This window comes from Micromonospora sp. NPDC005413, from assembly GCF_040606435.1.
Classification (GTDB): domain Bacteria; phylum Actinomycetota; class Actinomycetes; order Mycobacteriales; family Micromonosporaceae; genus Micromonospora.
In genome coordinates, this window is the sequence record NZ_JBEXEV010000037.1 from 1 (window position 1) to 17951 (window position 17951).

Annotated in this window: 16 protein-coding genes and 2 riboswitches; of the genes, 8 read left to right on the top strand and 8 right to left on the bottom strand. The window is 69.9% G+C overall.

Annotated elements, in window-relative coordinates:
* From ABZS37_RS27870 to ABZS37_RS27880, 3 genes are all read right to left on the bottom strand, one after another.
* The coding region (locus ABZS37_RS27870) for a histidine phosphatase family protein (RefSeq protein ID WP_355173743.1) at positions 1-704 on the bottom strand (704 nt) is incomplete at its 3' end.
* The gene (locus ABZS37_RS27875; protein ID WP_355173745.1) at positions 701-1477 is read right to left on the bottom strand and encodes a CbtA family protein; all 777 of its coding nucleotides are present in this window, start codon (positions 1475-1477) and stop codon (positions 701-703) included. The genes ABZS37_RS27870 and ABZS37_RS27875, both read right to left, overlap by 4 nt.
* Positions 1468-1671, bottom strand: a complete 204-nt coding sequence (locus tag ABZS37_RS27880; protein WP_355173747.1) for a CbtB domain-containing protein — start codon at positions 1669-1671, stop codon at positions 1468-1470. Before ABZS37_RS27880 ends, ABZS37_RS27875 begins: the two co-directional genes overlap by 10 nt.
* Before the next feature lie 58 nt (positions 1672-1729).
* Positions 1730-1809, bottom strand: a riboswitch (cobalamin riboswitch).
* Positions 1810-2079: 270 nt separating this feature from the next.
* Between ABZS37_RS27880 and ABZS37_RS27885 the strand changes: the two genes are divergently transcribed.
* The 4 genes from ABZS37_RS27885 to ABZS37_RS27900 all read left to right on the top strand — a co-directional run bounded on the left by ABZS37_RS27885 (position 2080) and on the right by ABZS37_RS27900 (position 6308).
* Positions 2080-2958 (top strand): amidohydrolase family protein, encoded by an 879-nt coding sequence (locus ABZS37_RS27885; protein ID WP_355173749.1) that lies wholly within the window; start codon positions 2080-2082, stop codon positions 2956-2958.
* A 419-nt stretch (positions 2959-3377) separates the two neighbouring features.
* Entirely contained in the window at positions 3378-4385 is a 1008-nt protein-coding gene (locus tag ABZS37_RS27890; protein WP_355173751.1) for an ABC transporter permease, read from the top strand.
* 40 nt (positions 4386-4425) lie between these two features.
* Complete coding sequence (locus ABZS37_RS27895) at positions 4426-5490, top strand: ABC transporter substrate-binding protein (protein WP_355173753.1); 1065 nt, start codon at positions 4426-4428, stop codon at positions 5488-5490.
* The gene (locus ABZS37_RS27900) at positions 5490-6308 is read left to right on the top strand and encodes an ATP-binding cassette domain-containing protein (protein ID WP_355173755.1); all 819 of its coding nucleotides are present in this window, start codon (positions 5490-5492) and stop codon (positions 6306-6308) included. Before ABZS37_RS27895 ends, ABZS37_RS27900 begins: the two co-directional genes overlap by 1 nt.
* Positions 6309-6330: 22 nt before the next feature.
* Here the strand turns inward: ABZS37_RS27900 and ABZS37_RS27905 are convergent, their stop codons facing one another.
* The 3 genes from ABZS37_RS27905 to ABZS37_RS27915 form a co-directional block, all read right to left on the bottom strand.
* The gene (locus ABZS37_RS27905; RefSeq protein WP_355173757.1) at positions 6331-7053 is read right to left on the bottom strand and encodes a FadR/GntR family transcriptional regulator; all 723 of its coding nucleotides are present in this window, start codon (positions 7051-7053) and stop codon (positions 6331-6333) included.
* 8 nt (positions 7054-7061) lie between these two features.
* Positions 7062-8450: an enolase C-terminal domain-like protein gene (locus ABZS37_RS27910; protein WP_355173759.1), complete on the bottom strand. Its 1389-nt coding sequence runs from the start codon at positions 8448-8450 to the stop codon at positions 7062-7064.
* A 417-nt stretch (positions 8451-8867) separates the two neighbouring features.
* Entirely contained in the window at positions 8868-10010 is a 1143-nt protein-coding gene (locus ABZS37_RS27915; RefSeq protein WP_355173761.1) for an ROK family protein, read from the bottom strand.
* Between the two features lie 41 nt (positions 10011-10051).
* Here ABZS37_RS27915 and ABZS37_RS27920 point away from each other — a divergent pair, with 41 nt between their 5' ends.
* The 4 genes from ABZS37_RS27920 to ABZS37_RS27935 all read left to right on the top strand — a co-directional run bounded on the left by ABZS37_RS27920 (position 10052) and on the right by ABZS37_RS27935 (position 16301).
* Positions 10052-11278: an MFS transporter gene (locus tag ABZS37_RS27920; protein WP_354997591.1), complete on the top strand. Its 1227-nt coding sequence runs from the start codon at positions 10052-10054 to the stop codon at positions 11276-11278.
* 95 nt (positions 11279-11373) lie between these two features.
* A riboswitch (cobalamin riboswitch) is annotated at positions 11374-11591 on the top strand.
* A gap of 197 nt (positions 11592-11788) precedes the next feature.
* Positions 11789-14101 (top strand): ribonucleoside-diphosphate reductase subunit alpha, encoded by a 2313-nt coding sequence (locus ABZS37_RS27925; RefSeq protein WP_355173873.1) that lies wholly within the window; start codon positions 11789-11791, stop codon positions 14099-14101.
* Between the two features lie 38 nt (positions 14102-14139).
* The gene (locus ABZS37_RS27930; RefSeq protein WP_355173875.1) at positions 14140-15135 is read left to right on the top strand and encodes a ribonucleotide-diphosphate reductase subunit beta; all 996 of its coding nucleotides are present in this window, start codon (positions 14140-14142) and stop codon (positions 15133-15135) included.
* A gap of 86 nt (positions 15136-15221) precedes the next feature.
* On the top strand, positions 15222-16301 hold the full coding sequence (locus ABZS37_RS27935) for a glycoside hydrolase family 19 protein (RefSeq protein ID WP_355173763.1): 1080 nt from the start codon (positions 15222-15224) through the stop codon (positions 16299-16301).
* Between the two features lie 40 nt (positions 16302-16341).
* Here the strand turns inward: ABZS37_RS27935 and ABZS37_RS27940 are convergent, their stop codons facing one another.
* Together ABZS37_RS27940 and arsB are read right to left on the bottom strand one after the other, a co-directional pair.
* Complete coding sequence (locus ABZS37_RS27940) at positions 16342-16791, bottom strand: arsenate reductase ArsC (RefSeq protein ID WP_355173765.1); 450 nt, start codon at positions 16789-16791, stop codon at positions 16342-16344.
* Positions 16792-16809: 18 nt separating this feature from the next.
* Positions 16810-17901, bottom strand: coding sequence for an ACR3 family arsenite efflux transporter (arsB, locus tag ABZS37_RS27945; protein WP_355173767.1), 1092 nt, complete (start codon positions 17899-17901; stop codon positions 16810-16812).
* Positions 17902-17951 lie beyond the last annotated feature (50 nt).

The following is a 17951-nucleotide window of genomic DNA, read 5'->3' on the forward strand; positions in this document are numbered from 1 at the left end:
CGAGGTGCAGGTCGCGCCCAACTTCGCCGAGGTACGACCGTTCCGCCGTGGGCTGGCCGCGGTTCGGCGCGAGGGATGGGGGGCGGTCGACCCTCGGCGGTCGCCGGTCCGCCTCGTAACGGCGCGCTCAGTCGTAGCTGCCACCGTGAGCCATGGTCGGTGAGTTGGACGATCGCCAACGGCTCGACGTCCAGCTGCCGGTACGTCGCCATCGGCAGCCCCAGCGCGTGCACGACCGCGACCCGGATCACGAGCGGGTGAGTGACGGCGATGACCCGCCGACCGAGGCCGCGCTGCCCGTCCAGCCAGTGTCCGACCCGGTTGCGCACCGCCAGAACCGACTCGCCCCCGTGCGGCGCGGCGTCCGGCGCGGACAACCACTCGTGCAGCGCGTCGGGCTGCTCGGTGCCGATCTCCTCCAGCGACCGGCCGGTCCAGTGGCCGTAGTCGCAGTCGGCCAGCGCCGCCTCGACGGTGGGCGTGAGGCCGAGGGCGTACGCGGTCTGGGTGGCCGCCGTCGCAGGGCTGGACAGGCACACGGCGGTGCCGCCCAGCAGCGCCCGCCGGTCGGGTCCGGCGGGGGACAGGACGAGGGCGGAGCGTCGGCCACCCTCGTCCAATCCGTCGTCGGTCCCGCCGAACCGGGCCTGCCGCAGGGCGGCGGTGCGACCGTGGGCGACCAGCCGGAGGCTGGTCGCGGTCACGTGCTCGGAAGTGCTGGGGCGGCCCGGCGGCGCTGGTCGTGGTGCATCAGGGCCGCGAACAGCAGGCCGATCCCGGTCCAGAGCACCACCTGGGTGCCGAGCGAGGCGAGCCGGAAGTCCCACAGCAGGGTCGCGGGGAAATCGGCCGGGACCTCCTGGAAGGACGGCAACACCACGTACGACACTGCCGTGACCAGCAGGAATCCGCCTACGGCCGCGGCGATACGCAGCCACGACGGCGCCTGGTCGCCGACCGCTCGGTAGCCCAGTGAGCCGGCCCAGACGGCCACCAGACCGAGCACCACCATCAGCAGGTAGGTGCCCGTTCGTTGGTTGATGGTCGCCGGGTCGCCGACCGCCGGTGGGTTCGCCGGATACTTGAGGAACGGCACGATCACCGCGCCGAGCAGCGCCGCGCCGGCCAGCAGCAGGCCCGACCGCCCGTCGTCGTAGGCCCGCCGGCGGCGGGACAGCAGGACGTACGCCGTGGCCAGCAGACCACCCATCGCGGCGCCGAACAGGCCGGTGGCCAGGAACAGGCCGCCGCGTTGGCCACTCCGGGTGACCAGGGCATCCTCGTCGTCGTGCTGGTGCCCACCGGCTGCGGGCTCGGTGTGCGCCGCCGCCTCCTCGATCGCGATGGCCGCCTCGACGTGCGGCTCACCGGCGACGTAGGCGAACGTCCCGGCGAGCAGCCCGGCGATCAGGCCGGCGAGCAGCCCGCGGACGAGGACGGTGACGAACGGGGGAGCGGTGGTGTCGTTCAGTGGCACGGAACACCCAGCAGGTGCCGGCCGTCGTGCATCAGCTCGTGCAGGTACATGCCGCTGCGCGAGACCGCCCCCTGGTCGAAGGCGACGAGGTAGGCCAGCAGGGTGAGCACGACGACGGTCGCCAGGACCATCCACAGGAGACGGGCGGTGCCAGCGGGATGCACCAACGGCTGGCTGGACGTGGAACTAGACATGCGTACACGAACCTCCCCGGGGATGACGCGTCCCCATCGCAAGGCTGCGGACGACCGAGCGTCCTGGCTCGCGGCCCCCCATCCAAGCTGGGAAACCGCTCACAGTGGCGCGACCGCGCCGGATTCACACCGGCTTCCCTCGCGTCGCCGCAGATAGTGGGTCGACGGTAGCGGTGCCGCCTGAGGCGGTCAACCCGGCATCGCGAGCCGGACGCGTCAGCTTGTCGACGCTTCGGTGACTCAGTTCGGCATCAGCGGATTCGTCATACCAAAACTCAAGTCGGTCGGACCTGTTACCGCTAACATGGTCAGACTGCCGGATCAGGTCCGAAACACCGGGCCGACCCGGGCGTTCGACCAATGACTGGGCGGGGTGTGGGTTTCCGTGAACGTGCCAGGATGTGTCCGATGACGACCAACGAGGCGGCGCAGCGACAGGGCATTGTCGACGCGCACCACCACCTCTGGGTCCGGGCACGGCACCCGCAGCCCTGGATCGATCCGCACACCATGGCCGCGATCGACGACGACTTCACCCCGGTCGACCTCGCCCCGGTGGCCCGGGCCGTCGGAGTCACCCAGACCGTCGTCGTGCAGTCCGTCGCCGCTCGGACGGAGACGCCCGAGCTGCTGGGCATCGCGGCCGACGACCCTCTCATCGTCGGGGTCGTCGGCTGGGTCGACCTCACCGCCGACGACGTCGGTGATCGCCTCGGCCGACTCCGGGCGGCACGGGGCGGAGAGCGATTGGTCGGCATCCGTCACCTCGTCCAGTCCGAACCCGACCCGGCGTACCTCGACCGCCCGGACGTCCGGCGGGGCATCGCCGCCGTGGGCGCCGCCGGCCTCGCCTTCGACCTGCTGGTGCGCCACCACCAACTGCCGGCGGCCACCCGGCTCGTCCGCGACCTGCCCCAGATGCGGTTCGTCCTGGACCACCTCGGCAAGCCCGAGCTCGGGCGCGCCGGCCTCGGCGACTGGCCCCGTGACCTGCGGGCGCTCGCCGCCGAGCCCAACACGACGGCGAAGCTGTCCGGCCTGGTGACCGAGGTGGACGGGCCGTCCTGGACGACGTCGGACGTGCGGCCCGCCGTCGAGCACGCGCTCGACGTGTTCGGACCGGACCGGCTGATGTTCGGCTCGGACTGGCCGGTGTGCCTGCTCGCCACCTCGTACACCCGATGGGTCGAGGTCCTCGCCGATCTGCTGGACCCGCTCCGCGACGACGAGCGTGCCGCGATCTGGCGACAGACCGCCCGGCGGGCGTACCGGCTGGCGGCGTCGTGACGACGCGGGGGCCCGCGGCCTGACCGGCCGGGAGCCCTCGCTGGCTTCGGCAGGAGGGTCCACGGTCCGTCGTGACCGTCGATCCTGTGTGGACCTCGACTGGTCGACCGCCGTTCGGCGACACCGCAACGGCGGGGCCGTGCCGTTCGGCTGCAGGTTGCGCCGTTTTGATCAGACGTATGCCTCCGGTGGCTCGGGTAACGATGACAAAACATGCCCGCAAGACCTTGGCAACACCTGTGAATGCGTGGCAGGGTAACGCCTGATTGAGGGAAACATCCGACCTATCTCCCCGGGTGGTGCGGGCGTGAGCCCGTGCCTGTCCCTTCCGAGGAGGCTCGGTTGCTCACAGGTGCGTGGCGTGCCGGCGGGTTCTCCGTCGCGTGCCGGCGCCACGCTTGGGGAGGTCAGGTCCGACGATGAGTTCCGTCGAGGCAACCGCCGACACGCAGCGCGCCGAACCCAGCGACTGGTTCCGGGAACGGATCTCCCACGCCGTCTCCGAGTTCACCGCCGCCACCGCGCTCGTCGTCCTGTTCATCGCGTTGACCTTCGCCAGTCCGTATTTCCTGACGGCGGACAACCTGTTCAACATCGGGGCACAGACCGCGGTGATCGCCATCATCGCCACGGCGCAGACGATGGTCATCATCACGAAGGGCATCGACCTGTCCGTGGGGTCGGTCGCCGCGCTCGCCGGCGTTGTGGGAGCGATGGTCGTCCGCGACCTCGGCTTTCCGCTCTGGGCGGCGACGGTGGTCGCGATCGGCGTCGGCGCGCTGGCTGGGCTCTTGAACGGGCTGTTGGTGACCGTGGCCCGGATTCCGCCGTTCATCGCGACCCTGGGAACGATGTCCGTGGGCCGCGGTCTCGTCTTCATCATCACTGGAGCGGTCGGCGTCTACGGCCTGCCCCGATCGTTCCAACTGCTCGGCAACGGGGAGATCCTCGGCATTCCGTTCGCCGTGGTGATCACCGTTCTCGTCGCCGTCGGTGTTGCCTTCCTGCTCTCCCAGACCCGCTTCGGTCAGCACACCTACGCGATGGGCTCCAATCTGGAGGCCGCCCGGCGCTCCGGCATCCGGGTGGGGCGTCACCTGACCGGGGTGTACGTGCTGGCGGGTGTGCTGGTCGGGCTGGGCGGCATGATCGCCGCCTCCCGGGTCAACTCCGGCCAGCCCAACTACGGGATCTCGCTGGAACTCGACGTGATCGCCGCCGCGGTCATCGGCGGAGCCAGCCTGTTCGGGGGTCAGGGCCGGATCGTCGGGACGATCATCGGCGCGTTCCTCATCGCCCTGGTCCGCAACGGCGCCGTCCTGCTCGACATCAGCATCCACTACCAGCAGGTGATCGTCGGCCTGATCATCTGGGCCGCCGTCTACTTCGACCAGTACCGCCGCCGGCGGTTGGAATCCCGCGGTTGACATGCCATTCCGAGAGTCCGAACGAGGAAGGACACACACCATGGCGCACACCACCACCACCACCACCACCAGCCGGCGGGCGCGAGGGCCCCTCCTGCGCGCACAGGCCATCCTGGCCGTGGCCGCGGCGACCGCTCTTCTCAGCGCCTGCGGCGGGGTCGAGGTCCGCGACGGAGGTGACGGCGCGACCAAGGACGCGAGCGGTCCGTTGAAGCTCGCCGTCGTACCGAAGGCCGTCGGGGCCGACTACTGGAACACGGTGAAGGCGGGCGCGGAGTGCGCCGCGCAGCGCGCGGGAAACGTCACCGTCCAGTGGGACGGCGTGACCACCGAGACCGATGTCGAGGGCCAGGTCAACCTGATCCAGAACTTCGTCACCAAGAAGGTCGACGGCATCGTCTACGCGGCGACCGACTCCCGCGCGTTGGCACCGGCCACCGATCAGGCGCTCGGTGCCAAGATCCCGGTCGCGATGATCGACTCTGGCACCAGCCCGCAGCCGTCGGGCGTGCCCCTGTTCGCCACCGACAACCGTGCGTCGGCCACCGAGGCGGCGAAGCTGCTCGCCACCGAACTGGGCCCCGGCAACCACGAGGTCGCGCTGGTCGAGTTCCAGCCCGGTTCGCAGACCAACACCGAACGGGTCGACGGCTTCAAGGCCGGCCTCGCCCAGTTCCCCAACCTGAAGCTGGTCGGCCAGCAGCCCAGCCGTAGTGACGTCAACGAGGCGCGACGCGTCACCGAGAACATCCTCACCGCCAACCCCAACCTCGCCGGCGTCTTCGCCGCCAACGAGCCGAGCGTGCTCGGCGCGGCGCAGGCCATCCAGGCGTCGAACAAGTCGGGCAAGGTGGTCATCATCGGCTGGGACGCCGCCCCGGACGAGGTCGCCGGGCTGCGCAGCGGTCAGATCTCGGCGCTGGTCGTGCAGAACCCGTTCAAGATGGGCTACTTCGGCGTCGACAAGATGGTCAAGCACCTCCGGGACAAGGCACCGCTGGCGTCGGCGGACACCGGCGTCACGTTCGTCACCAAGGAGAACATCGACTCCGCGGAGATCAAGGCGGTGCTCGAACCCAGCTGCGCCAACCCTCCGGTGCAGTGATGGGCACCACCCCAACCGCCACCGCCGACAGCGATCAGCAACCGACCGCCGAGGAACCACCGGTTCTCGAAGCCCGCGGCATCGTCAAGCGGTTCGGGCACGTCGAGGCGCTGCGCGGTGCCGACTTCACCGTCCACCGGGGCGAGGTCGTCGCGCTGATCGGCGACAACGGCGCCGGGAAGAGCACCTTGATCAAGACGCTGTCCGGTGTGCACCCGCCCGACAAGGGCGAGATCCGGGTCGGCGGTCGTCCCGTCCAGTTCGCCACCCCCGTCGACGCCCGGCGCGCGGGGGTGGAGACCGTTTACCAGGATCTCGCCGTCGCCGACGACCTCAGCGTGGCCGCCAACCTGTATCTCGGGCGGGAGATCCTGCGCTCCGGGCCACTCGGTCGGCTGGGGCTGCTCGACAAGCGCGCCATGCGGCAGGGCGCCGCCGCGGCCCTCGACGAGCTGGGCGTGCGGATCCCCCGGGTCACCACCCCGATCGCGATGTTGTCCGGTGGGCAACGGCAGTGCGTCGCGGTGGCCCGCGCCATCATCTGGGCGACCAACGTGGTCATCCTCGACGAGCCCACCGCCGCGCTCGGCGTTGTCCAGACCGGGCGGGTGCTCGACGTCGTCCGGCGTGCCCGTGACGCCGGCATGTCGGTGGTGCTGGTGAGCCACAACATGCCGCAGGTGCTCGAGATCGCCGACCGGGTCGAGGTGCTGCGCCTCGGCCGGCGGGCAGCCCGGCTTCGCGCGGACGAGGTCACCACCGACGACCTGGTCGCGGCGATGACCGGGAGCACCAGCGCCGAACGGGACGAGCGATGACGGCGGTCGTCCACCGGGGCGCTCAGGACCGTGCGGTCTCGGCGCTCACGTCGCCGTCGTCGGGTAACCCGTACAACGACTCCTCCACCCCGATCAGGTGGTTGGCCATCCGGATGCGGGCCCGCTCCGGGTCGCGGGCCAGGAGGGCCTTCAGGATCGACACGTGCTCGTCGTGGGTACGCCGGTCCGCGCCCTCCTCGTGCAGACTCCGCCAGAGCCGCCCGCGTACGGTGCGCCCGGCGAACGCCTCGATCAGGCCGACGAGCACCGGATTCTCGGTGTGCACAGCGATGATCCGGTGAAAGGCGATGTCGATCTCGAGGAGCCGCTCGTGGTCCTGAGGTGACTGACCGACGATCCGGGCCGCCTCGTCGAGCAGTTCCCCTGCCTGGGCGAGGGCCTCGTCGGTGATCCTGGTCGCCGCCAACCGGGCGGCCTCGCACTCCAGCAGCCGTCGGACGGTGTGGATGTGCCGTGGGTCGCCCTGGCCCTGAAAATCGACCACGAACCCCATCGGGGCCAGCAGTTGCGGCGCGTCGAGGTTCGTGACGTAGGTGCCGTCACCCTGGCGGATGTTGACGATGCCAAGGATCGACAGGGCTGACATCCCCTCGCGCAGCGATCCCCGCGAGACGCCGAGCGACTCGGCCAGGTCCTTCTCGATGGGCAGCCGGTCCCCGGGCTTTAATGTCCCTTCCAGGATCATCCGCTTGATGCCGTTCACCACTTCGTCGGTGCGAGACATGACACCCCCTAGCGGCCGGCGGGGGTGGCCGTCCCACCCGCGATCACGTACGGCTCCGGAGATGACACGGTAGTCGGTGCGGCCCAGTAGTGGCCGTCGGGGAACCGGTAGCGCGCGACCGACTCGGGACGCATCTGGGTGGAGTAGCCGGGCCGGTCGGGCAGCACGTAACCGCTGCCCCACCCGGTGTCCCGGACGACACACGGATCGGTGAAGTGTTCGTGCAGGTGGTCGACGAACTCGGTGACACGGTCGGTGAGATCCCCCGAGATCGCGACGTAGTCGAGCACCGACACGTGTTGGACCATCTCGCACAGCCCGACACCGCCGGCGTGTGGGCAGACGGGGACGCCGAACTTCGCAGCGAGGAGCAGCACGGCGACGATCTCGTTGATGCTGGCCAGGCGGCCGGTGTCCAACTGGCAGAAGTCGATGGCCCCGGCCTGGAACAGCTGCTTGAACATCACCCGGTTGTGGCAGTGCTCGCCGGTGGCGACCCCGATGGGAGCGACAGCACGGCGGACGGCCGCGTGGCCCAGGATGTCGTCGGGGCTGGTCGGCTCCTCGATCCACAGTGGCGTGAACTGGGCGAGCGCCCTGACCCACTCGATGGCCTGACCGACGTCCCACACCTGGTTGGCGTCGATCATCAGGTTGCGGTGTGGGCCGAGGATCTCCCGGGCGATCGTGCACCGCCGGATGTCGTCGTCGAGGTCGGCGCCCACCTTGAGCTTGACGTAGCCGTAGCCGGTGTCCACCGCTTCCTGGCACAGCCGGCGCAGCTTGTCGTCGTCGTAGCCGAGCCAGCCCGCGGAGGTGGTGTAGGCGGGGTAGCCGGTGCGGGCGAGCTCGGCGAGGCGATCGGCCTTCGTGCTCTCCCTGGCGCGCAGGATGGCCAGTGCCTCGTCCCGGGTCAGTGCGTCGGACAGGTAGCGCAGGTCCGCGATGTCGACGAGTTGCTCGGGGGACATGTCGACGAGCAGGCGCCACAGCGGCTTGTCGGCGACCCGGGCGACCAGGTCCCACGAGGCGTTCAGCACGGCTGCGAGGGACAGGTGGACGACACCTTTCTCCGGCCCGAGCCACCGCAGCTGCGAGTCGGAGGTGAGCAGGCGGTAGACCGCCCCCATGTCCGCCGCCATCGTCGCCACGTCCAGACCCACGAGCCGCCGCGCCTGGTGGACCGCCGCCGCGACGACGATGTCGTTGCCTCGACCGATGGTGAAGGTCAGGCCGTGACCCGCGAGCGGCGCACCCCCGCTGTCGACGCCGTCGGTGTGCAGAACGACGTAGGCCGCCGAGTAGTCGCCGTCCTTGTTCATGGCGTCGGACCCGTCGGCGGTCAGGGAGGTGGGGAAGCGGACGTCCTCGACGGTGACGGCAGTGATCTGCGGCATGCGCTCCTCGCCCGGCTAACCCAAAGATCAGATGATCACTGGGAGTATACGGAGGGCCGCTTCGACGCGTCAACGACGTCGATCATCCCTGGACCATAGACATCCAACGTTTCCACCCGGTGCCGACCGGTATCCTCCTGACCTCCGTACCGGTTGCCGGACCTCCGTCGCGGCCTTCGTCGTCGTGGTCAACTCCGGGCCGGGCCGCTGCGGGCGACCAATCCCCACCTGGTAGCAGGCTTGTGCCATCCACTGTGGAAACTCGCCGCTCGCGCTGGCACGGTGGCCCAGCGTGGTCCAGGAGGCCCCGTACGGTGTGGTGCGGGGGAGTCGGATGCCGGCTCTGAAGATTGGACGTTCGCCCTCCGGAATCACCGTATTGACGGCGGGATTCGTTCCATCCATTGACTCGATACATCAAATCTTTACGCCCGAGTGCCGGTCCCGTCCGGCGGATCGTTGCCGCTGGGGCGGAGCGAGATCCGGAACGCCGTAGTGCTTGTCGAGGACCTGCATGGCGGCACCCGCGGCGATCACGTCCGCGCCCAGGCTGGACAGCGTCACGTCCGTGCTGAGCCAGTCCGCGCGTGGCACGTCGGTGTGGACGGCTTCCTCGACCGCCGCGAGATAGTGCTGCGCGTGCCGCAGGAGATCGGCGCCCGCCAGCACCACGTGGGAGAGGTCGAGTGTCTGGAGCAGGTTGACGACGCCGACGGCCAGGACGCGAGCGGCCCGCCCGATGTCTCCGGCCTCGGCAGCGTGGTTGTGCACGATCTCCAGGCATCCGTGGCGCCCGCAGACGCACGGCGGCCCGTCCAGTTCGACAACGGTGTGGCCGAACTCCCCGGCGTTGGTGTGCGCGCCCCGGTGGGCCGTGCCGCCCAGCCAGAAGCCCCCGCCGATGCCCGACTCGACCATGATGAGAACCGCGTCGCCGAACGTCCCGCCGTGCCGCCACGCCTCGGCCGTGATCCCCGCGGTGACGTCCTTGTCGAGGTGGACGGGCAGGCCCAGGTGCGTCTCGGCGATCTCGCGCAGCGGTACGTCGTGCCAGTGCCGCAGACCGTGGGCGTCACGGACCAGGCCGTTCGCGTGGTCCAGCGGGCCGATCATGCCGATGCCCACGCCGGTCAGCCGACCATCGAGGTCGTTGCTGCCGGTGATCGCGTCGATGCCGGATTTCAGGGCGTCGAGAAGCTGCTCCGGGGTGAAGTCGCCGGGCAGCGGGCTGACCGCCGAGTAGTGCACGGTGCCTGCCAGGTCGACCAGCACCAGCCGCAGCGTGCGGCGGGCGACGTGGGCGCCGATCGCGTACCGGCTCTCCGGGACGAGTTCGTAGACGACCGCGGGCTTGCCGATGCCCGGGCGGCGGACGCCGGCGGGACGGAGCAGGCCGTCGGCGGTCAGGCGGGCGATGACCTTGGAGACCGCCTGTGGCGTCAGGCCGGTGGCGTCGACCACGGTCGACCGCTCGAACGTCCGCACGGTACGGCCCAACGCCATGACCAGCGCCTGGTTGTAGCCGCGCAGGAAGGTGACGTCGGCTGTGGTGCGCGTCATCCCACCACCCTATTACGCAACGCTGTTGCTAAATTCGCTCGGTGCATGGATTGAGCAGAGGTCGTCGCCTGGCGGCGGTTGTCGCGTTGGCGCTGGGCGGGGTCGCGGTCGGCCTGACCGAGTTCGTGGCGATGGGGCTCCTGCCCGACATCGCCCGCGATCTACTCCCGCAGCAGTACGCCCAGTCATCGTCGGGCGCGGTGGCTCGGGCGGGCTGGATGATCACCGCGTACGCGCTCGGTGTGGTCGTGGGCGCGCCCCTGCTCGCCGCCCTGACCGCCCGACTGCCACGCAAGAAGTTGGTGCTCGGGCTGCTCGTCCTCTTCGTCGTCGGCACCATCGCGTCGGCGACCGCGCCGACGTTCGACCTGGTGCTGGTGGCCCGGTTCGTCGCGGCGCTGCCGCACGGCGCGTACTTCGGAGCGGCCGGTCTGCTCGCGGCGACCCTGATGGGCCCCGGTAACGAGGCCCGGGGGTTCGCCGCCGTGCTCAGTGGCCTGACCGTGAGCAACGTCGTGGGCGTACCCCTGATCACGCGGCTCGGGCAGGCGGCCGGTTGGCGTACGGCGTACCTGGTCATCGCCGGGGTGTTCGTGCTCACCCTGTTGGCGGTTCTGGCGGTCGTCCCGGAGGTCGTCGCGGCGGTCGACGCATCCCCGGCCGCCGAGTTGAGGGCGCTGCGGACCTCGCAGGTGTGGCTCGTCGCGGCCGTCGGGGCGGTGGGCTTCGCCGGGTTCTTCGCGGTCAACACCTACATCGCACCGGTCACCACCGACGTCGCCGGCCTCTCGGCCGCGACGGTCCCGTGGGTGCTGGTCGCGGTGGGCCTGGGCATGACCGTCGGCAATGCCCTGGGTGGTTGGCTCGCGGACCGGGACCTGCGCCGGAGCATGATCGTCGGTTTCGTCGCCATGATCGTGAGCATCGCCGTCTTCAGCCTCGTCGCGTCGAACCGCGTCGGCCTGTTCGTGGGCGCGTTCCTGGTGGGCGCGACCAGCCTCTACCTGGGGCCGGTCCTACAGGCGCGCCTGATCACGGTGGCGCCGGGTGCGCAGTTGATGGGTGCGGCGATGAACCAGTCCGCCATGAACATCGCGAACAGCCTCGGCGCCGCTCTGGGCAGCGTTGCCATCGCCGCGGGCTTCGGCTACCTCGCGCCGGCCTGGGTGGGCGTGGCCCTTGCGATTCTCGGGCTGGGCCTCGCGGGTGTCAGCTTCGCGGCCGAGCGACGCTCGCGTGCCCCGGAGCCGGTCGCCGTCGCGAACTGACCCGCCGGCCGGGGACCGGTGACGGTCGTCACCAGCCCGCCACCGACACGCCCGGGACCGACATGTGGGGTGTGACAACCGCAGCGTCCCTATATATGGTGTCGAGCGCAGCTGGTTCGGCCGCTCATCCCGAGTGGTCGAGGCAAGAGGGAACCCGGTGAAAATCCGGGACTGTCCCGCAGCGGTGAGTGGGAACGACCGCCGTCATGAGCACTGGGCCACCAATGGGCCTGGGAAGCGACGGCCAGTAGGAGATCGGCGAGCCCGGTCGTGCCCGCGAGTCCGAAGACCTGCCAGCGCGCCGCGCACCCGTACCCGGGTGGGCGGCGGTCCGAGGCCGCGTGGGACGGCTGACGCCACCTGACCCACGCCTGACCGGCGTGGCGTCCGCCGGTGTCCGTCTTCTCCTCGCGTCCGAGGGCCATCAGGTCTCGAACTCGCGAGGAGTGAGTGGTGACAGTCACCGAGGTAGTCCCGGCCAGCGGCGAGGCGGCCCCGCGGCGGACGCCGATGCAGGTCCGCAAGCGCAACGGCGCCACCGAGTCCGTGGACGTGAACAAGATCGTCCGGGCCGTCGAGCGGTGGGCCGACGACCTCGCCGACGTCGACCCGATGCGCGTGGCCACCCGCACGATCAGCGGCCTGTACGACGGCGCGACGACGGCCGAGCTGGACCGGCTGTCCATCCAGACCGCGGCCGAGATGATCGGCGAGGAACCGCAGTACTCGCGCCTCGCCGCCCGGCTGCTGGCCGGTTACGTCGAGAAGGAGGTGCGTCGGCAGGGCGTCACCTCGTTCAGCGCGGCGATCCGGATCGGCCACGCCGAGGGCCTGATCGGTGACGACACTGCCGCCTTCGTCGCCGCGCACGCCACGATGCTCGACGACGCCATCGACCCGGACGGCGACCGGAGGTTCGAGTACTTCGGCCTGCGCACGGTGTACGACCGGTACCTGTTGCGCCACCCCACCAGCCGGCTGGTGCTGGAGACCCCGCAGTACTGGCTGCTGCGGGTGGCCTGCGGGTTGTCCCGTACGCCCGACGAGGCGGTCGACTTCTACCGGCTGATGTCCAGCCTGGCGTACCTGCCCAGCTCACCGACGCTGTTCAACTCCGGGACCCGGCACACCCAGATGTCCTCCTGCTATCTGGTCGACTCGCCGCGCGACGAGCTGGACTCGATCTACCAGCGGTACGCGCAGGTCGCCAACCTGTCGAAGTTCGCCGGTGGCATCGGCATCGCGTACTCCCGGGTTCGATCCCGGGGCGCGCTGATCCGCGGCACCAACGGGCAGTCCAACGGGATCGTGCCCTGGTTGCGCACGCTGGACGCGAGCGTCGCCGCGGTCAACCAGGGCGGTCGACGCAAGGGCGCGGCCTGCGTCTACCTGGAGCCGTGGCACCCGGACATCGAGGAGTTCCTGCAACTGCGGGACAACACCGGCGAGGACGCCCGGCGTACCCACAACCTGAACCTGGCCAACTGGATCCCGGACGAGTTCATGCGCCGGGTCGAGGCCGACGAGCTGTGGTCGCTGTTCGACCCGCACGAGGTTCCGGAGCTGCCCGACCTGTGGGGGGAGCGGTTCGACGCCGCGTACCGGGAGGCCGAGGCGCAGGGTCGCTACGTGCGGCAGGTCCCGGCGCGGGAGCTGTACGGGAAGATGATGCGCACCCTCGCCCAGACCGGCAACGGGTGGATGACCTTCAAGGACGCCGCCAACCGCCTGTGCAACCAGACGGCCGAGCCGGGCAACGTGGTGCACCTGTCCAACCTCTGCACCGAGATCATCGAGGTGTCCAGCGACGCCGAGACCGCGGTGTGCAACCTGGGCTCGGTGAACGTCGCCGCCCACCTCACCGACGCCGGCATCGACTGGGAGCGCCTGCGCGCCACGATCCGCACCGCCGTGACGTTCCTCGACCGGGTCATCGACATCAACTACTACCCAACCCCGCAGGCGGAGGCGAGCAATCCCCGCTGGCGGCCGGTCGGGCTCGGGCTGATGGGCCTGCAGGACGTGTTCTTCGCGCTGCGACTGCCGTTCGACTCCCCGGCAGCGCGGGAGCTGTCCACCCGGATCAGCGAGGAGCTGTACCTGACCGCGTTGGAGACCTCCGCCGACCTGGCGCGCCGCTTCGGCGCGCACCCGGCGTACGGACAGACCCGGGTCGCGCGAGGCCAGCTTCAGCCCGACCTGTGGGGTGTCGAGGGCACGCAGACCGCGCGCTGGGCCGCGCTGCGGCAGCAGATCGAGGAGTACGGGCTGCGCAACTCGCTGCTGGTGGCGGTCGCCCCGACCGCGACCATCGCCTCGATCGCCGGGTGCTACGAGTGCATCGAGCCGCAGGTGTCCAACCTGTTCAAGCGCGAGACCCTGTCGGGGGAGTTCCTCCAGGTCAACACCGCTCTGGTACGCGAGCTGAAGGCTCGTGGCCTGTGGACCGACCGCATCCGGTCGGCGATCAAGCGGGCGGAGGGATCGGTGCAGGACATCGCGGAGCTGCCGCCCGGCGTCCGGGAGTTGTTCCGCACCGCGTGGGAGCTGCCGCAGCGTGCGCTGATCGACCTGGCCGCCGCCCGAGCCCCGTTCATCGACCAGTCCCAGTCGCTGAACCTGTTCCTGGCCTCGCCCACCATCGGCAAGCTCTCCTCGATGTACCTGTACGCCTGGAAGGCCGGGCTGAAGACCACCTACTACCTGCGCTCGCGCCCCGCCACGCGGATCCAGCAGGCCACCGTCGCGGTTGTCGCGCCGTCGGACGCCGAGACGCTGGCCTGCTCGCTGGAGAACCCCGAGTCGTGCGAGGCCTGCCAGTGACCACCGCCGACACCACCGCCGACACGAGGACCACGCACATGCTGCTCGACCCCGGGATGGACCTCACCCTCCGCCCGATGCGCTACCCGCACTTCTTCGACCGGTTCCGCGACGCCATCCGTAACACCTGGACGGTCGAGGAGGTCGACCTGCACGCCGACCTCGCCGACCTCGACAAGCTGTCGCCGGCCGAGCGGCACCTGGTCAGCCGCTTGGTGGCGTTCTTCGCCACCGGCGACACGATCGTCGCCAACAACCTGGTGCTCAACCTGTACCAGCACGTCAACAGCCCCGAGGGTCGCCTCTACCTGTCCCGGCAGCTGTTCGAGGAGGCTGTGCACGTCCAGTTCTATCTGAACCTGCTCGACACGTACGTGCCCGACGAGACCGAGCGGTTCGCCGCCTTCGCGGCCATCGAGAACATCCCCTCGATCCGTCGCAAGGCCGAGTTCTGCTTCCGCTGGATCGACTCCCTGAGCGAGCTGCGAGAGCTGCGGTCCCGGGAGGACCGGCGGACGTTCCTGCTCAACCTGATCTGCTTCGCCGCCTGCATCGAGGGGCTGTTCTTCTACGGCGCGTTCGCGTACGTCTACTTCCTGCGCTCCCGTGGCCTGCTGCACGGTCTGGCCTCCGGCACCAACTGGGTGTTCCGCGACGAGTCCATGCACATGGCGTTCGCGTTCGACGTCGTCGACACCGTTCGGGGCGAGGAGCCGGACCTGTTCGACGACGACCTCGCCGACCAGGTTCGGCAGATGCTCACCGAGGCCGTCGAGTGTGAGGTGCAGTTCGCGGAGGACCTGGTGGGCCACGGCGTGCCCGGCCTGACGTTGACCGACATGCGGGAGTACCTCCAGCACGTCGCCGACCGTCGCCTCGCCCAGCTCGGCATCGCGCCGCACTACGGGTCGAGCAACCCGTTCGCGTTCATGGAACTGCAGGACGTGCAGGAGCTGTCCAACTTCTTCGAGCGGCGGGTGTCGGCGTACCAGGTCGGCGTGACCGGCACGGTCGCCTTCGACGACGACTTCTAGTCCACCTAATAGTAAAGATTGTGAACAGATGGTGTTACAGTCACTCCCGTCGATCTGACGCTCGAAATCCCAGGGAAGGAGTGACTATGTCGAGACTGCGCGCCCTGGCCGCGCTCGTGGCACTGACGGTCGCCGGCGGCCTGTTGGCGGTCCTGCCGTCGACCCCGGCGTCGGCCGCGGCCTGTGCGGCATCCTGGCAATCGTCGGCCGTCTACACCGGAGGGGCCCAGGTCTCTCACAACGGCCGCAACTACCAGGCGCAGTGGTGGACCCAGAACGAGGCTCCGCCGGGGACCACCGGCGTCTGGCAGGACCTGGGCTCCTGCGGAGGTGGCACCACGCCGCCGCCCACGGGCGCCTGCAACTATCCGAACTGGACCGCCGGCACCTGGTACGCCACGGGAAGCATCGTGCGCTACACCAACGGCCAGTACTACATCGCCGAGCACGACAACCCGGGCTACGACCCCATCATCAGCACCTGGTACTGGGAGCCCTATGCCTGCGGCGGTCAACCGCCCACCACCCCGCCGCCCACCAACCCCGGCGGCTTCGTGGTGACCGAGGCCCAGTTCAACCAGATGTTCCCGGGTCGCAACTCCTTCTACACGTACTCCGGGCTGGTCGCGGCACTCAGCGCCTACTCGGCGTTCACCAGGAGCGGCAGTGCCACCGTCCAGCGCCAGGAGGCCGCGGCCTTCCTGGCGAACGCGCACCACGAGACCGGTGGGCTCGTCCACATCGTGGAGCAGAACACCGCGAACTATCCGCACTACTGCGACTCGGGTCAGCCCTACGGCTGCCCCGCCGGCCAGGCCGCCTACTACGGTCGGGGGCCGATCCAGCTCAGCTGGAACTTCAACTACAACGCCGCCGGGAACGCCCTCGGGCTGCCCCTGCTGACCAACCCGTGGCTGGTGCAGACCGACGCCTCGGTGGCCTGGAAGACCGCCATCTGGTACTGGATGACCCAGACCGGGCCGGGCACCATGACCCCCCACAACGCGATGGTCAACGGCGCCGGGTTCGGTGAGACCATCCGCAGCATCAACGGCTCGATCGAGTGCAACGGTGGCAACTCCGGCCAGGTGCAGAGCCGCGTCACGAAGTACCAGCAGTTCGTCGGCATCCTCGGCGTCGCCGCCGGGGCCAACCTGTACTGCTGACCAGCGGACGGCCGGGCTCCCCTGTGGGGGAGCCCGGCCGTCATGCTGCTGGCGTTCGCGCCCCCGCTGCCGACTCTCCGGCAGCGGGGGAAGCGTGCAGTTCGGCGAGGAGCCTCTCCACCCGCGCCCGGATCTCGTCGCGGATCGGGCGGACGGCCTCGACGCCCTTGCCGGCCGGGTCATCGAGCTTCCAGTCCTCGTAGCGCTTGCCAGGAAAGACCGGACAGGTGTCGCCGCAGCCCATCGTCACGATGACGTCAGAGGACTCCGCGGTCGCGTACTCCAGGAGCTTTGGGGTCTGGTCGGTGATGTCGATGCCGACCTCCCGCATGGCACGCACGGCGGCGGGGTTGACCGTCTCGGCCGGCGCGGAGCCGGCAGAGCGGACCTCGACGCTGTCGCCCGCGAGGTGGCGTAGCCAGCCGGCGGCCATCTGGGAACGGCCGGCGTTGTGGACGCAGACGAACAGGACGCTGGGCTTGTCGCTCATGAGGGGTTGCCTTCCGGGTTACACGGTTGCTGAGGGTGCGGCAGCGAAGAACCGGCGGCGCGCCCACAGTGAGAGGTAGACGAGCCCGACCAGGACGGGCACCTCGATCAGCGGGCCGACGACCCCGGCGAGGGCCTGACCGGAGGCGACGCCGAACGTGCCGATCGCGACGGCGATGGCGAGTTCGAAGTTGTTGCCGGCGGCGGTGAAGGCCAGGGTGGTGGTGCGCTCGTAGCCGAGTCCGATGGCCCGGCCGAGAGCGTAGGAGCCGGCCCACATGAGCGCGAAGTACACCAGCAGGGGCAGGGCGATGCGGACGACGTCCAGGGGCCGGCTGGTGATGGCGTCTCCCTGCAGTGCGAACAGGATCACGATCGTGAACAGCAGCCCGTAGAGGGCGGCGGGGCCGATCCGGGGCAGGAAGCGGGCCTCGTACCAGTCACGGCCCTTGGCGCGTTCGCCGAGGCGGCGGGTGAGGTAGCCGGCGAGCAGCGGGATGCCGAGGAAGATGAGCACGTTGCGGGCGATGTCCCACGCCGAGATCGTCAACTCGGCGCCGGACAACCCCAGCCACTGGGGGAGTACGGAGAGGTAGAACCAGCCGAGCAGGCCGAAGGCGACGACCTGGAAGACGGAGTTGAGCGCGACCAGGACGGCGGCGGCCTCCCGGTCGCCGCAGGCGAGGTCGTTCCAGATGATGACCATGGCGATGCAGCGGGCCAGGCCGACGATGATCAGGCCCGTGCGGTACGCGGGCTGATCGGCCAGGAAGATCCAGGCCAGGGCGAACATCACGGCCGGGCCGACGAGCCAGTTGAGGACCAGCGAGGAGATCAGCAGTCGGCGGTCGCCGGTGACGGTGTCGAGCCGGTCGTAGCGGACCTTCGCCAGCACCGGGTACATCATGATCAGCAGGCCGATGGCGATCGGTAGTGAGATCCCGCCGATCGTCACCGAGTCCAGCGCGCTGTTGAGGCCGGGGATCAGACGACCGAGGAGCAGGCCGGCGACCATGGCCAGCCCGATCCAGGCCGGTAGGAACCGGTCGAGTCGGGAGAGGCGACCGACCACGGCACTCTCGTCCAGGTCGCTCTGGAGGGTGGTGCTCACGGGCACTCCCGTCGGTGGGCAGGTGCGGGGCAGGTGTCAGTCATGGCGGC